This is a genomic window from Ensifer sp. (genome assembly GCF_035999185.1).
In the GTDB taxonomy this organism is placed as follows: Bacteria; Pseudomonadota; Alphaproteobacteria; order Rhizobiales; family Rhizobiaceae; genus Ensifer.
This window is the reverse complement of sequence record NZ_DASYHB010000132.1, coordinates 93,264-107,117: the sequence shown is the minus strand read 5'-3', so window position 1 is coordinate 107,117 and position 13,854 is coordinate 93,264. Positions and strand designations below refer to the sequence as shown.

At 64.1% G+C, this 13,854-nt stretch carries 13 protein-coding genes; 6 read left to right on the top strand and 7 right to left on the bottom strand.

From position 1 onward, the window contains the following. Window positions 1–34 precede the first annotated feature (34 nt). The 3 genes from VGO04_RS17455 to VGO04_RS17445 are packed head-to-tail and all read left to right on the top strand — an operon-like array spanning window position 35 to window position 3,184. Window positions 35–709, top strand: coding sequence for a response regulator transcription factor (locus tag VGO04_RS17455; RefSeq protein WP_327497235.1), 675 nt, complete (start codon window positions 35–37; stop codon window positions 707–709). Further along, window positions 699–2,084, top strand: a complete 1,386-nt coding sequence (locus tag VGO04_RS17450) for a sensor histidine kinase (RefSeq protein WP_327497233.1) — start codon at window positions 699–701, stop codon at window positions 2,082–2,084. Before VGO04_RS17455 ends, VGO04_RS17450 begins: the two co-directional genes overlap by 11 nt. Next, window positions 2,081–3,184, top strand: a complete 1,104-nt coding sequence (locus VGO04_RS17445; RefSeq protein WP_327497232.1) for an ABC transporter substrate-binding protein — start codon at window positions 2,081–2,083, stop codon at window positions 3,182–3,184. The genes VGO04_RS17450 and VGO04_RS17445 overlap by 4 nt, the downstream gene beginning before the upstream one ends. A gap of 41 nt (window positions 3,185–3,225) precedes the next feature. On the opposite strand, the gene VGO04_RS17440 is transcribed toward VGO04_RS17445, so the two are convergent. From VGO04_RS17440 to VGO04_RS17425, 4 genes are all read right to left on the bottom strand, one after another. Beyond that, on the bottom strand, window positions 3,226–3,741 hold the full coding sequence (locus tag VGO04_RS17440) for a DoxX family protein (RefSeq protein WP_327497231.1): 516 nt from the start codon (window positions 3,739–3,741) through the stop codon (window positions 3,226–3,228). Window positions 3,742–3,744: 3 nt separating this feature from the next. After that, window positions 3,745–4,548 carry a DNA-binding domain-containing protein gene (locus VGO04_RS17435; protein ID WP_327497230.1) on the bottom strand — a complete coding sequence of 268 codons (804 nt, stop codon included), beginning with the start codon at window positions 4,546–4,548 and terminating at the stop codon, window positions 3,745–3,747. Beyond that, complete coding sequence (locus tag VGO04_RS17430) at window positions 4,535–5,461, bottom strand: DUF692 domain-containing protein (RefSeq protein WP_327497229.1); 927 nt, start codon at window positions 5,459–5,461, stop codon at window positions 4,535–4,537. The genes VGO04_RS17435 and VGO04_RS17430 overlap by 14 nt, the downstream gene beginning before the upstream one ends. A 124-nt stretch (window positions 5,462–5,585) precedes the next feature. Then, window positions 5,586–5,909, bottom strand: a complete 324-nt coding sequence (locus tag VGO04_RS17425; RefSeq protein ID WP_327497228.1) for a DUF2282 domain-containing protein — start codon at window positions 5,907–5,909, stop codon at window positions 5,586–5,588. 226 nt (window positions 5,910–6,135) lie between these two features. On the opposite strand from VGO04_RS17425, the gene VGO04_RS17420 reads away from it, so the two are divergent. Next, window positions 6,136–6,672 (top strand): sigma-70 family RNA polymerase sigma factor, encoded by a 537-nt coding sequence (locus VGO04_RS17420; RefSeq protein WP_327497227.1) that lies wholly within the window; start codon window positions 6,136–6,138, stop codon window positions 6,670–6,672. A gap of 2 nt (window positions 6,673–6,674) precedes the next feature. Further along, complete coding sequence (locus VGO04_RS17415) at window positions 6,675–7,313, top strand: NrsF family protein (protein ID WP_327497226.1); 639 nt, start codon at window positions 6,675–6,677, stop codon at window positions 7,311–7,313. Window positions 7,314–7,579: 266 nt separating this feature from the next. Here VGO04_RS17415 and VGO04_RS17410 read toward each other — a convergent pair whose 3' ends face one another. Beyond that, window positions 7,580–8,374: a DeoR/GlpR family DNA-binding transcription regulator gene (locus VGO04_RS17410; RefSeq protein ID WP_327497225.1), complete on the bottom strand. Its 795-nt coding sequence runs from the start codon at window positions 8,372–8,374 to the stop codon at window positions 7,580–7,582. A 236-nt stretch (window positions 8,375–8,610) separates the two neighbouring features. On the opposite strand from VGO04_RS17410, the gene VGO04_RS17405 reads away from it, so the two are divergent. Then, on the top strand, window positions 8,611–11,910 hold the full coding sequence (locus tag VGO04_RS17405) for an autotransporter domain-containing protein (RefSeq protein WP_327497224.1): 3,300 nt from the start codon (window positions 8,611–8,613) through the stop codon (window positions 11,908–11,910). Window positions 11,911–12,019: 109 nt separating this feature from the next. Here the strand turns inward: VGO04_RS17405 and VGO04_RS17400 are convergent, their stop codons facing one another. Together VGO04_RS17400 and VGO04_RS17395 are read right to left on the bottom strand one after the other, a co-directional pair. Continuing rightward, window positions 12,020–12,679, bottom strand: coding sequence for a histidine phosphatase family protein (locus VGO04_RS17400; protein ID WP_327497223.1), 660 nt, complete (start codon window positions 12,677–12,679; stop codon window positions 12,020–12,022). A gap of 74 nt (window positions 12,680–12,753) precedes the next feature. Continuing rightward, a complete protein-coding gene (locus tag VGO04_RS17395; protein ID WP_327497222.1) occupies window positions 12,754–13,854 on the bottom strand; it encodes an ABC transporter ATP-binding protein in 1,101 nt (366 codons plus the stop codon).

Here is a 13,854-nt window from a genome sequence, read left to right as displayed (position 1 = left end):
TGATCGGCGAAATCTTCCATGTCACTGCTTGCCCATGCGCATCTTTCTGGTGGAGGACACGAGGGATGTCGGGGAGGCAATCAGCCGGCGACTGGAAAAGGTCGGGCACACCGTCGATTGGCAAACGGACGGGCAAGCCGCTGCCGACATACTCGAATTTACAGACTATGATCTCGTGATCCTCGACGTGATGTTGCCGGGGCTCGACGGGTTCGAGATTCTGCGTCATCTGCGCGCCCGGAAAAAGACGACGCCGGTGCTGGTGCTGACGGCGCGCTCGGAGATCGAGGATCGCGTCGGTGCGCTCGATCTCGGCGCCGACGACTATCTGGTCAAGCCCTTCGACTTCCGCGAGCTGGAAGCCCGCACGCGCGTGCTTTTGCGCCGCAGCCAGGGTGAACCGACCAACCTCATCCGCTGCGGCGATCTCGTTCTCGACCGCAACAGCCGCTCGGTGCGAGTCGGCAACCGCGAGGTCCAGCTGAAGCGCCGCGAGATCACGCTGCTCGAGGTGCTGGCCGCGCGTCCGGGCCGGGTGTTCAGCAAGGACGAACTGCTCGACCGGCTCTTCGGCTTTGACGACGGTGCGAACCAGAACGCAGTCGAGCTCTATGTCGGCCGCCTGCGCAAGAAGATCGAGGGATCCTCAGTGCGCATCGTCACCATCCGCGGCCTCGGCTATCAACTGGTGGCAGATGATGCGGCGTGAAACCTCATTGTTCTCGCGCCTCGTGCTGCGCGTGGCGCTGGTGCTTTGCGGCGGTGCCGCATTGCTGGCGACGGCCGCCTGGTACTACGCCCGTGCCGCCGCCGACGATGCCTATGACCGGCTGCTGCTCGGGGCGGCGATCCAGATCACCGCCAACATGACCGTGGACGCCGGCAATCTCGCCGTGACCCTGCCGTCTTCGGCCTTCGAACTGCTGGGGCTCGCCGAACGCGACCGCATCTTCTATCGGGTGGTCGGTCCGGATGGCAAAACCCTGACGGGCTATGACGATCTCGATCCCGGTATCAATCTGTCATCCGCCCGGCCAGCGCCAATATTTCTATCGGCCAACTATCGCGACGTGCCGGTGCGTATGGTCATCGTATCGCGGGCGCTGTCGGATCCGTCCTTCTCGGGTTGGGCCTATGTGGTGATGGCGCAGACGACCGAGGCGCGCCGCGCGCTTGCGGGCGAGTTGACGACGCGCGCCATGATCCTCGTCGGCATCATGAGCATTCTGGCTCTTGCCGGCACCGTGCTTGCGATCCGCTATTCACTGCTGCCCGTCGGCAGGCTCGCCTCCACGCTCAACGCCCGCGACCCGCAGGACCTGACGCCTGTCGAAGTCGACATGCCGCGCGAGCTGAAACCTTTCGTCGGCTCCATCAACCATTTTATGGGTCGCCTTGAGGAACGCGTGTCGCTGCTGCAGCGCTTCATCGCTGACGCCGCCCACCAGATCCGCACGCCGTTGACGGCATTGACGGCGCAGGTAGACATGCTCGATGACGACGACCTCGACGCGGATCGCAAGCGGCGTCTCGGGCGGGTGCGGGAGCGCGTGAAGCAACTCGCGCGGCTTACCAACCAGCTTCTCAATCATGCCATGGTCATCCACCGTTCCGACTCCGTGCGCTTCAAGCCCGTCGACCTCGGTGACATCGCCCGCAAGGCGTTCCGGGCAACGGTGCCGGTCACCGTCGATCCGGATGTCGTCGTCTCCTTCGAGGGCTGTGCTGCACCGGCGATCGTGCTTGGCGACGCGGTCAGCCTGCGCGAGGCCATCGCCAACATCATCGACAATGCCCTGCAGCATGGCGCCGTTCAGCGCTTGGCTGTGCGGGTCGAGCGTTCGGGCAGGCGGGTACTGGTGGAGGTCGCCGATGACGGCCCGGGCATTCCGCAGAGCGAATGGCCGGCGGTCACTGCGCGCTTCGTCAGTTCGAAAGTGGGAGAGGGAAGCATGGGGCTCGGTTTCGCAATCGCGGCAGAAGTGGCCGCGGCCCATCGCGGCACAATCCGGTTTCGCGAAAAAGCCGAGCATGACTTTGCCGTCATTCTCGATATCCCGCTCTATCAGGAGAGTGAGCGATGATCTGGCCGAAGATCGTGCCGCTGGCTTGCGCTGGGGTTCTCGCATTGACCACCACGGCTGGCGCCGTCGAAGGAACACGCACGTTCTTTCCAGCGCTCGATGCCGAACGCGGGCGCCTCGTCATTAATGGCGCGACGGATGTCGAGGCGATGGAGCCGCTGATCCGCGATTTTCAGGCGACGGTAAGAGACGTCGCCATCGACTACACCGACTACGTCACCAACGACCTCTATCGCGATGCCGATATCGCCTGCCGGCTCAAGCAGCCTTTCGGCGATATCCTGCTGTCGTCGTCCGTCGACCAACTGGTCAAACTTGCCAATGATGGCTGTGCGCTGGCGCATGTGTCGGCGGAAACCCGGGGCGTTCCGGCCTGGGCGAACTGGCGCGACGAGGTCTTCGGCTTCACCTTCGAGCCGTCGGTCATGGTCTATCACAAGGATTTCGTGCCGCCGGAGGATGTCCCGCACACCCATGGCGAGCTGACGGATCTCCTGCGCTTCAAGCCGGACTATTATCGTGGCCGCATCGGCACCTACGATCTCCGGCAATCCGGCATCGGCTACCTGCTCGCCTTCCTCGACGCGCAGCAGGCCTCGACCACCTATGGCCGGCTGCTCGAAAGCCTCAGCCGTGCGAACGCCGTGCTTCGCTGTTGCAACAATGCGGTGCTGTCGGAACTCGACAGCGGCAACGTCTTCATCGGCTACAACATCCTCGGCTCCTACGCCTATGCCGCCTCGCGCCGCAACGACAAGCTCCGGATCGTGCTGCCGCGCGACTACACCCTGATCCTCAGCCGCGGCGCGCTCATTCCCGTCGGCGCAAAGCGGCAAGACCTTGCAGGCCGCTTTCTCGACTATCTGTTGTCCGTGAGAGGCCAGAAGGTGGCCCGGCAAAAGGCATTCTTCTTTTCGCACGATGGCGCTGTGCCTGCCGACGTTGACGGCCCAGCAAAGCTGGTCGAGTCCGGCATCGGCCGACCGATCCGCATCGGCCCGGCGCTGCTAGCCGCCCAGGATCGGCTGCAGCGCTCCCGCTTCATCGACGACTGGACCAATCTCATCGTCAATACGCCGGTCAGGCTGCGACCCAATTGAGGGCGGGCGACTGCGTTGACGGCAGGCGCCCGCGCGCAGTTTCAACGCTTGTGAGATCCACCGCTCCAGGCGCACAGCAAATGGTCGAGCGACAGCTTGCCGGGGCCGGAGGCCATGATGCCAAGGGCCATCGCTGCCCAGGTAATATGGATCGGCCAGCCGTCAGGCACGGTCAGTTGCACGACGATGGTCATGACGAGCAGGCCGAGGCCGGCAAAACGCGTCGCGAGGCCAAACACCAAGAGGATCGGCAGCAGGATCTCGGCAGAGCCGGCCGCAAAGGCCATGATCCCTGGTGCAGGATAGGGGTAGGGGCCGCCGGGCAGGTGCAGCTTGAATTCCGAACTGAAGAGCAGGACCGCCACGTCGTTCAACTGCAGGAAGCCATCCCACTTGCTCATGCCGGATCGGAAGAACGGGACGGCCAAGCCGAAGCGCAGGGCGAGCTGGGCGAGCCAGAGAGGCGCAAGTGCGCCAACCGCCCGATTGGCCCGGCGGGTCCAGTGCGACAGATCGGTTGAATTGACACTGTTTTGGGAGCTGGATGCGGACATCATGGTTCATCCTCCGTGATGGATGGCGGTGAAGGCGCCGGCGTCGAGCGCCGTCGCGATGACGGCGGCAAGGTCGAGCGTCGGGTCGTGGTTTGCAGCTTCGGTTGCCGCGACCGCCAGGGGCGCGCCCGCCAGCAACCGCGACAGAAGGATATCGGCGCCCGGCGTCAGGTGGCGGACGGCAATCTCCAGTTCGGGGCGGGTGATCAGGCCGCTTTCCGGCGCAGACGTCTCGATCCGGCCAACCGGTCCGCTTGCCCGGTTGACGGCAAAGATCGTCACGGCGGGATAGTCGGAACGGACAATCAAGGCGGCCGGGTGACCCTCGAAGATCGCGTCGCCAAGCCGGTCCGGCGGAACCGACGCGAGGGCATCGGGCGCCAGCGCCGGTGCATCAGCGGCATGATAGGCATCGAGCCAAGCGCGCTCGATCCGCGCCACATCCGCAAGCCAGGGCATGGACTGCGCGTGCTCGTAGCGGGCGATGAAGTCGGGAAAGTCCTGGCCATATTCGAATAGCAGCGGCGAGGTCGGCGGCGTTTCGCGCACATGAAATCGGGCCATGGCGCGAAAGAAGGTTTCGCCGGTGATGCGCATCGTCGCCGGAAACGTCGCCGCCAGCGCCTCGATCAGGCTGGCGGTGACGTTGTTGCGGTAGACGTTGAAGCGCTTGACGGCCGCCTTGCCGTTTGGGCCGGAAACAAGTGAAGGCGTCAGGTGTTCCGGGTCGAGCAGCGGCGGTACGAAGCCGGCGGCATAGCTGCCCGCGGTATCGGCAAGCGCTGCGGGTGTCCTGTCAGGCGCTTGCACGGATATTCTCCCGTGAGGCCGCGCGAGCATGGCGGTCGAGGATCGCCTGGGCGGCCGTCGCCTCCCGCTTCAGCACCGGCCAGTCGGGAATGGCGCTGTCCCATTCGATCAGCGTCGGGATCGGACCCGCGCGCGCAATGACCAATTCGTAGAGTTTCCACACGGCGTCGGCGACGGGTCCGTCATGGCTGTCGATCAGAAGCAACTCGCCCTCGTCGTCTTGCTGCTCGGCATGGCCGGCAAGATGGACCTCGCCGACATCGGCCAGCGGGAAGTCGCTGAGATAGGCGAGGGCCGAATAGCCCTGGTTGGTGGCGGAAACAAATACGTTGTTGACGTCGAGCAGCAGTCCGCAGCCGGTGCGTTTCACCAGTTCACGGATGAACGCCGTCTCGCTGATCGTCGATTGTGGGAAAGTGACGTAGGTCGAGGGGTTTTCGAGCAGCAGCTGGCGGCCGATCGCTTCCTGGACCTGGTCGATATGATCGGCAACGCGGGCGACTGTCGCTTCCGTGTAGGGCAGCGGCAGGAGGTCGTTGTAGTAGGTGGTTTCGTGGGTAGACCAGGCGAGATGCTCGGAGACGAGTGCCGGTTCATAGCGCTCGACCAGAGCCTTGAACCGGGCGAGATGCGCCTTGTCGAGGGCCTGCGGTCCGCCGATCGACATACAGACGCCGTGCAGCGAGACCGGGAAATCCTCGCGGATGCGGGCGAGTGCCGCATGCGGCGGGCCACCCGCACCCATGTAGTTTTCCGCATGAACCTCGAAGAACCCGCCGGGTGCGTCGTCAGCGAGGATTGCCGGCAGGTGCTGGTGCTTGAGGCTGGTGCCCGCCAGCCCCGCGATTTCGTGTTTCGGCAGGCGGTTGCTCACCAAGGCAAGCCGGCTGCCGTGATCCGTTGAAGTGCGCATTGCCAATCCCGTTTCCGTTGCTGTGGTGTTGGTGGCGGGCACGCCCTGGCCCGCCACCATTTGACAGGAAGTCCTTGCGGAACGGCGCGCGTTTGCCGCGCATTCCGTTCCGCGTGCTCGTGGATTAGGACGGCATGTCGCGGGAAAGCGCTTCCGGCGAGCCCATGCGGCCGTCGGGCAGCTTCATCGTGGTGCAGGTGCCGCCATCGACGAACTTCCAGGCATTGCCCTGATAGTCGACGGTGGATGTGGCCTGGCACGTCGTGCCCGGGCCGGCTGCGCAATCGTTGTGGCCCTTGAGGGCGACGCCGAAGCATTTCTCCTTGCCCGCATCCATCGCGCTTTTGACCTGTGCTTCGGTGAGCGGGCCCGCAACGGCGAGCGACGACAGGGCGGCAGCGACTGCGCTTGCCAGCATTGCGCTGCTGATCGTGGACTTCATGGACATCATAATATCTCCGTGTTGAACTCATCCCGTGCGTCCCATCTCGGTCGCACATCGGGTCTTTCGTCACGGCGACAGCAAGCGTTACATAACGATCGCAACACGCTTTCGTGATGTCTTCGCGAGCGGTCACGATCATGTCAGCCCGTTCGAGCAAACAGGCCGTGCGATTTTTGCGATGAGCGTGTAACAAACGCTTGCGATCGGCGAATGGGGAGGAAAGGCGCGGGTGAGCGGCGCGGACGACGAACATCTCGCAAGGCTCCTGCGCGGCGCCGTTGCCGGCGACGAGAAGGCCTATGGCGACTTCCTGCGCGACGCAGCACTGCTGATCCGCGGCTGGGCGCGGCGCTGGACGGTGGGCGGCGGCATTGACGCCGAAGACGTCGTGCAGGAAGCGTTGCTCGCCGTGCACGTCAAGCGCCACACGTGGCGCGACGATGCGCCTGTAGTCCCCTGGCTCCATGCAATCGCCAGGCATAAATTCGTCGATGCCGTCAGGCGACAGGCCCGTCGCCCGACAGTTGGCATCGAAGCGTTTGAGGAAACGCTCGCGAGCCCGGAAACCGAGCAGGCCCGCGATTGGGAAATCGGCCGGGCGCTTGAAGGTCTTGCGCCGGGCCAGCGGTCCGTCGTCAACGCGATCTCGATCGACGGTTGCTCGGTGGCGGAGACTGCGAAGCGGCTGGATATGAACGAGACGGCGGTTCGCGTGGCGCTTCACCGCGGCCTTGCGGCAATCGCCCGCCGATTTGGACGAGACTGACGATGGATACGAACGACCTGATCAAGGCACTTGCTGCAGACACCCGCCGGTCCGGGTTGCCGATGAATACGGCCTGGAAGGGCGCGGCACTGGGGGCACTCGTGCTCGCTGGCGTTGTCTTCTTCATTATGCTCGGGCCGCGGCCGGACATCGCAACGGCGGTCGAGACCGTGCGCTTCCTCTTCAAGTTCGTTGTCACCCTTGCTCTGGCAGTGGCCGCCTTTGCGGCCATGCGTGTCGCCGCCTGGCCCGAAGCCGAGTTGCGCCGGATGATGCCCTATCTTTGCGTGGCGCCGGCACTGGTGGTCGCCGGTGTCGTGCTCGAGCTCATCGCCCTGCCTTCCGACGCTTGGGGCACGAAGCTGATCGGGACGAACAGCGTGCTCTGCCTGACGTTCATACCGCTGATCGGGTTGGCACCGCTTGCGCTTTTCCTGCTGACCTTGCGCCATGGCGCACCCTCGCGCCCGTCGCTTTCCGGTGCGCTGGCCGGGCTTGCCGCGGGCGGCATTGCTGCGACCTTCTATGCCGCGCACTGCCCCGACGATTCGCCGCTGTTCGTCGCGACCTGGTACACGATTGCGATCCTCGGCCTGGCGCTGCTCGGGGCGATCGGTGCCCGTTGGGCGGTTCGCTGGTAGGAGAAGCACCTCAGCGGCTGGCTGGTTGGACAAGACGGTGAAAAACAAAAAGGCCGGCGAATGCCGACCTTTTCCAGTTCGCTGCGTCACTCTGCCAGTACATCCGTGGTCAGGGTTTTCGCGCGAGCCGTGCCCGGAGCCTTGGGTTATCCGTGAAGCTCCACGGGCAATCTGTTGAGGCCTATGTGTGTGGTCTTGGCATGGGTTTCAAGCCCCCTGTCTGAAAATCTCGCAAGCACTTCATTCGGGAGGCCCGCGTCGCGCGGTTAGCAATGGATGCTGACGCCGTGTTCCCGCAAAAGGGCGACGAGCCGTTCGTTCGGCAATTCATCGGTGACAAGCGCGTCGATATCGGCGAGCGAGGCAAGGCGCACCAGCGCGCGCCGGTCGAACTTGCTACTGTCCACCGCAAGGATCACGCGTTCGGCCTGCCGCATGGCGGCCGAGACGGCGGCGACTTCGGCATGATCGTCGTCGCCGATGTCGCCGTCCTGGTCGATGCCGCTGACCGAAATGATGGCGACGTCGAACTTGAACTTGCGGATATAGTCGGCGGTCTCCTCGCGAAACACGCCGCCATCCACCTGCCGCACGAAGCCGCCGGGCACGGCAACGGCGAAATTGCTGCTTTCGCTGAGCGTGGTCGCGACGCGCAGGCTGTAGGTGACGACGCGCAGATCGCGACGCCTCAGCAGGCCGCGGGCGACGGCCTCGCAGGTCGTGCCGGTGTCGAGGAAGACGGCCGCGCCATCGGCAACAAGATCGGCCGTCAGTTGCCCGATGCGTTCTTTGAGCGCTGCGTTGTCGACGCGCCGCTGTCGATAGATGGCCGGGTCTACGGGCGTGGCGATCGTCGCGCCGCCGTGCAGGCGACGTACCTTTCCTTCCTGCTCCAGTGCCATGATGTCGCGGCGCGCCGTCTGCGTCGTTACGCCGAACATCTCGGTGATCTCTTCGATCGAAATGTAGTGGTTGTCGTGGAGATGCGCGAGAAGCTGCGCTTGTCGGCGTGTCTTCTTGTCTCCCGTCGCGGCTTCTCGGTCGTCGTCCATTGCCCTCATCTCATTCCCCCAGGCACGCCTTGCTAACATAGCGCCTGCGTCGATCTCCAAGAAAATCGCAGAAGCGCCGCCGCCACGTGAATTTTTATGGCGCCCGATAAAATGTTGTAAAACTGACATTTGACTCACTTAGTGTCTGAAATCGTACATTTCATCGAACTCTTCCGCTCATCAACACCATCGCCATGAAGGTCTTGTGACGGGGCGTGTTCGCATCGCGACATTGGAGCAACATCATGAGACTACGTGGACACAGCTTCCGCGGGGTGCGGACACTTGCGCGCCTCACGCAACCGCTTCGCCTGACGACGGCGATCCTTCTGTGCGGAACGAGCCTGACGCTTTCGGCAGCCGAGGCGCGCGCCGCCGACGACAGCATGAAGATCCTGACGCTGAATACCTGGCTCGACCGGTTCAAGGCCAATCCGAGCGTCATGGCGGACTTCTTCATCAAGGGGAACTACGACATCCTGACCTTCCAGGAGTTCCGCGCCAACAGCACCTACGCGCGTGACATTCCGGGCATTCTGAAGAATGCGGGCCTCGGCACCTTTGCCACGCGCCAGGACAGCGACACCGGCGTGTTCTCGCGCCTGCCTGGCACCTTCGGCGCCAGCACGCTCGGCGACACCGTGACCTACACGGTGGTCGATCCGACCGTCAGCAAGCCGCAGGTGGTCGTGGGCACCACGCATCTCAACTACTACGATCCGCCGACGACCCGCATCAGCGAGGCAAAGGGCATCAATCAATGGGCCAAGTCCGAGACGCGGCCGATTATCTTGACCGGTGACTTCAATGCCGGCGACGTCTCCGAGCGCGGCCTGCATTCGGTGAGCCAGCAGGAGCTACTGCTGAAGACCTATGTCAAGAACCCGAGCAACAGCTTCTACATGAGCTTGCTGCGTGACTATGCCAAGGACCAGCAGAAGCTCGATGCCTATATTGCTGAGTGGAAGGGCAAGAGCTCTGCTGCGATCAACGCCTCGACGGTCCCAACAGGCCTCTTTGCCGACGAGATGTATCCGGTTGCCGGCAACCTGCCGCAGACGATGAACATCCTCAAGAAGCAGTTCCAGCTCTTGCAGCTTCCGAACGAGCGCGAGCAGTTTTCTCCCCATGCCTTGAACGACGGCAGCGTCACCTGGCCGTCGCACGGCGAGGACGCCACCAACACCTGGGCGAGCTGGCACCGGGTGAAGATCGACCATTTCCTGGCCTCGCGCCCCTTCGGCAAATGGTGGACGCTCAACGACGATCCGAAGGATCCCTATTCCGGCGTCATCACCGATGTCAGCTACGTGACCAATCCCGATGGCTCTAAGACGCCGCTTTCCGACCACGAGCCGGTGGCTCACACCGTGCGCTGGGTCGGTCCGGTGCTTCAGAACTACACCGATCCCGCGACGTCCACAGCCAAGACCCGGATCGTCTGGGGCGACGACGCCTCGACCTTCGCCGAGAAGGGCGGGGTGTTTAGCCTCAGCCGCAACAACATGCGCAACGACGTCTATCTCGGCCAGATCGCCGACGAGAACGGCCTGCCGATCCTCGCCGGCCTCACGGAGCAGGAAAAGAAGACGCTGCTTGATTGCAAGAGCACCGATTCCCGCTTCCAGCAGGCAATCCGCGACTACTGCATCGACGACCATTCCTTCATCGGCGAGACGCTGGTGACCGACAACGGCACCGTGGTGGTCGAAGAGGACGCAGCTCTTGGCAGTGCTGCGGCAAAGCTCAGGCTCGACGGCGGCGCGCTGCGTATCGCCGGCCGTGACATGCACCAGATCAACCGCGACATCGTGCTCGAAGCGGGCGGCGGTTCGCTCGACGTGGCCGATGCGGCAAACGTCGTCGCCGTCAACAAGGCCATCAGCGGTAACGGCGGTCTGACGAAACTCGGCGCCGGCGCGCTCGTGCTCAATGGCGACAACACCTATACCGGCGCGACAGTCGTCAAGTCCGGCTTGCTCTCGGTCCAGGGTTCGATCGCCTCGTCTTCGGGCCTCACGATCGAGAATGGCGGTGCGATCGGCGGCGTCGGCAAGTTCGGCAGCCTGACGGTCGCAGACGGCGGTGTCATTGCACCCGGTAATTCGATCGGCACACTCAATGTTGCCGGCGACATCACCTTTGCCAAGGGCTCGACCTATCAGGTCGAGGCCAACGCCAAGGGCGAAAGCGACAAGATCGTCGCGTCAGGCAAGGCGACGCTCAACGGTGGTTCGGTCCTGGCGCTTGCCGCCAACGGCAGCTACGCGCCGCAGACCCGCTATACCATCCTGACGGCTTCAGGCGGCGTGACCGGCACCTTTGCGGACGTGGCCTCGAGCCTCGTCTTCCTCGATCCGACGCTTGGTTACGACGCCAACAACATTACCCTGACGCTCAGCCGCAACGATATCCGCTTTGCCGATGTCGCGACGACCGCCAACCAGCGGGCCGCAGCAACCGGTGCCGAAAGCCTTGGCTTCTCCAATACCGCTTACACCGCGCTCACCAACCTCGATCGCACACAGGCGCGTTTCGCCTTCGACCAGCTCTCGGGCGAAATCCACGCCTCGACCAAGGGCATGCTCATCCAGGATGGCCTGCTTTTGAACAGTGCCGCGACGAACCGCATCCGCGCCGCCTTCGGCGACGACAGCGGCAAGCCGGTGCCGGTGCTCGCCTATGGCGAGGGCGGCATCGAAAGCGTTGCGGCCGACACGGAGCGCTTTGCGTTCTGGAGCCAGGCCTTCGGCACCTGGGGCGATGCGGACGGCAATGGCAATGCTGCAGGCTTCCAGCGCAACGTCGTCGGCTTCCTCGTCGGCGGTGACAGTCTTGTCGGCGACAACTGGCGTGCGGGTCTCTTCGGGGGCTACAGCCACTCGTCCTTCGATGTCGTCGACCGGCGCTCGTCCGGCGAAAGCGACAACTACCATATCGGTGGCTATGCGGGCGGTGACTTCGGCGCGCTGTCGCTGACTGCGGGCGCGACTTACAGCTGGTCTCGCATCGAGACCACGCGTGGTGTTTCGTTCCCGGGTTTCGAAGACAGCCTGTCGGCCGCCTATGATGCCCGTACTGCCCAGATCTTCGGCGAGGCGAGTTATGCAATGTCAGCGGGGCAATTCGATTTCGAGGGCTTCGCCAACCTCGCCTACCTCAATCTCGACACGGACGGTTTCCGCGAAAAGGGTGGCGCTGCGGCCCTGTCCGGCATCTCCGACAACACCGATACGACGTTCACGACGATCGGCGTACGCACCTCGACCGACGTGTCCTTCGGCGAGACGGCGGCAGTCCTCAGCGGCACGGTCGGCTGGCGCCATGCCTTCGGCGATGTCGTGCCGACCTCGACGCTTGCCTTTGGCGGCGGACAGGGCTTTGGCGTTGCGGGCGCGCCGATCGCGAGGGATGCGGCCCTCGTGGAAGCGGGCATCGACTTCAAGATCGCGCCCACGGCAACCTTCGGCGTCAACTACACCGGTCAGATCGCGTCGGGCGTTTCCGACCACGGCGTCAACGCCAAGCTCAAGGTGAGCTTCTAATCGGCGCTTTGGAATGGTGCCTGGGCGATAACGTCCAAGCTCTAGAGTTTGCAGGCCGCGCGTGGCTCTCCACGCGCGGCGTTTTCTTGAGGGCGATTGCTTCGGCTCGTCAGATCCAGACCGTGCGGCCTGCGCCGTCGCAGCCAAGTGCCCGCAGAACATTGACGGGAATGTCGAGCATGGTCTCGCGGCCCGAAGACAGCAGGAATGAGGCGGTTTGCGGCTCACGGTAGGCAAGAATCTCGTCACGCGAGGCGGCGGCATAGATGCCGCGCAGGGCTCTCAGGCAGCCGCTATGGGTGACGACGACGTGGGGCCGATCGCAGTCGAGCGTGTCGAGCCAGGATTCAAGGCGCGCTGAAAGCGCCGTCCGGCTTTCGCCGCCGGGCATCGAATAGTCGAAAGGGTCCGCGCTGTGCGCCTTGTACTGATCGGCAAGTTCACGTTCGATCTCGTCATGGGCAAGGCCCTCCCAGCTGCCATAGGAACGTTCCGCCAGGGCAGGCACTTCGACGAAGCGATCGAACGGGATTGACCAGGTGTCGGCGAGGATCGAAGCGGTCTGGCGGGCGCGGCCGAGCGGGCTCACCCAGAAATTCAAGGTTTCGTCTTTGGAGATCCGGTCGGCAAGTCGGACGCCGACGGCAAGCGCCTGGCGAAGGCCGTTGGCGGTGAGTGGCGTGTCTTTGCGGCCCTGCAGGCGGCCGGCAACATTCCATTGGGTTTCGCCGTGGCGGATGAGGATGAGGCTTGGAAGTTCTTTTGTCATGCGGAACTCGAAAGGCAGCTTGAACGTGGAGGGTTGGCGTCCGCCGACCGAAACCGGCGGACGCGCTGTTTTCTTCAGTGGGCAAGCCATTGCACAGACGACGGCTTGAGGCCGAGCGTCGTCGTGGTGCCGGGCTCAAGCAGCGCATCGCCGGAATGGAAGGGCGCATCGATCAACACGGTCGATGCGCCGATCCGGACACCGTAGCGCACCGTCGCTCCTAGGAACTCGCGGTGCGCGATGATGCCTTCGAGCGCGACGGCGCCAGGTTCCAGGCTGCCGATCGTCGCATATTGCGGCCGGAAGACGAGCTTGGCGCCGGCGGGCACATCAGCTCCCGCCGGGATCGGGATGGAGCCGCCGCCGACCACCTCGAAGCTTCTGGCAGCGCCGCTGCCGGATACTTTCCCGTCGAGGATGTTGGCGGTGCCAAGGAAGTTGGCGACGAACAGGTTCGCGGGCTTCTCATAGAGCCCCATCGGCGTTCCCACCTGCTGGATGCTGCCCTCGTTGAAGACGGCGATGCGGTCGCAGACGGTGTTGGCCTCTTCCTGATCGTGAGTGACGAAGATGGTCGTCAACTGCAGCCGCTGCTGCAATTCGCGCAGCTCGCGGCGGACTTCGACGCGCATCTTGGCGTCGAGGTTGGACAGCGGCTCGTCGAGCAGAAGCACCTTCGGCTCGATGGCGATGGTGCGGGCAAGCGCCACGCGCTGCTGCTGGCCGCCGGAAAGCTGCGACGGCCGGCGGTCGGCGAGATGCTTGAGGCCGACGAGCTCCAGCGCGGCCTTCACCCGGCGGTCGATCTCGGCCCGCGGCAGCCGCCGCTCCTCGAGGCCGAAGGCGACGTTGGCCGCGACCGTCATGTGCGGCCAGAGCGCGTAGGACTGGAAGACCATGCCGATGTCGCGCTTCCATGCGGGCATGTCGAGCACGTCCTGCCCGCCGATGACGACCTTGCCCTGGCGGGCGTTGTTGAAGCCGGCGATCAGCCGCAACAGCGTGGTCTTGCCGCAGCCGGACGGGCCGAGAAAGGCGAAGAACTCGCCCGGCTGGATTTCGAGGTTGATGTCCTTCAGCACGTGCAGCGCGCCGTAATAGAGATTGACGTCGCTGATGCTGATGGCCTTGGCCGGACCTGCGGCGAGTGCAGCGCTGTTGATGTTCACTGTCAT